General features: G+C 57.6%; 1 pseudogene. It reads right to left on the reverse strand.

From position 1 onward, the window contains the following. Positions 1-328 (reverse strand): annotated as a pseudogene (locus IFT59_RS23465) (ice nucleation-like protein); the annotation flags it as partial.

Here is a 328-nt window from a genome sequence, read left to right on the forward strand (position 1 = left end):
CGGAAGACATAGCGCTGAACTGGGTGGATGACAGTGCTGCAATCTGCGTCGAGCTGAGAGCTGCGACATTGGCCGTGCTGAGCTTGGTAAGATCCAAGCCACCGATCGCCTTTTTGCTTATCGCAACCATATCGTCGGATGAGAAGGCAGCGAGCTGGCCCGAGGTCAAGGCGGCAAGCTGGGTCGAGGAAAGGCCTGCAACCTGAGTCGTGGTTAGGGCTTCCGCATTGCCTGTGGTGAGGCCGGCGATTGCGTCACCGGTGAGGCCACCGAGAGCCTTGGCACTGATGGAAGCAATTTCCTCGGTGGAGAAAAGTGCAATTTCAGT

It is taken from the genome of Rhizobium sp. CFBP 8752, from assembly GCF_014842035.1.
Lineage (GTDB): Bacteria > Pseudomonadota > Alphaproteobacteria > Rhizobiales > Rhizobiaceae > Neorhizobium > Neorhizobium soli.